The 362-nt window shown below is 72.9% G+C and carries 1 protein-coding gene; it reads left to right on the top strand.

Annotated elements, in window-relative coordinates; genetic code table 11:
• Nucleotide 1 precedes the first annotated feature (1 nt).
• Nucleotides 2–362, top strand: a 361-nt coding sequence (locus NQU55_RS36295; protein ID WP_256791885.1) for a bifunctional ornithine acetyltransferase/N-acetylglutamate synthase, incomplete at its 3' end; no start/stop codon positions are given.

The raw sequence follows: 362 nt of genomic DNA, 5'->3' as shown, positions 1-362 counted from the left end.
CATCGCCGCCGGGATCAAGGAGAGCGGCAGCCCCGACCTGGCCCTCGTGGTCAACCAGGGCCCCCGCCTGGCCGCCGCGGGCGTCTTCACCTCGAACCGGGTGAAGGCCGCGCCGGTGCTGTGGTCGCAGCAGGTCCTCAAGGGCGGACAGGTCTCGGCCGTCGTCCTCAACTCCGGTGGCGCCAATGCCTGCACCGGGCCGGGGGGTTTCCAGGACACTCACGCCACCGCCGAGAAGGCGGCCGAGGTGCTGGGGCACAGCGCCGGCGAGGTCGCCGTCGCTTCCACCGGCCTGATCGGTGTCCGGCTGCCGATGGACAAACTCCTGCCGGGCATCGAGAAGGCCGCCGCGGGGCTCTCCC

It is taken from the genome of Streptomyces telluris, from assembly GCF_024519335.1.
In the GTDB taxonomy this organism is placed as follows: Bacteria; Actinomycetota; Actinomycetes; order Streptomycetales; family Streptomycetaceae; genus Streptomyces; species Streptomyces telluris.
This window is presented reverse-complemented; position numbering and strand designations above follow the sequence as displayed.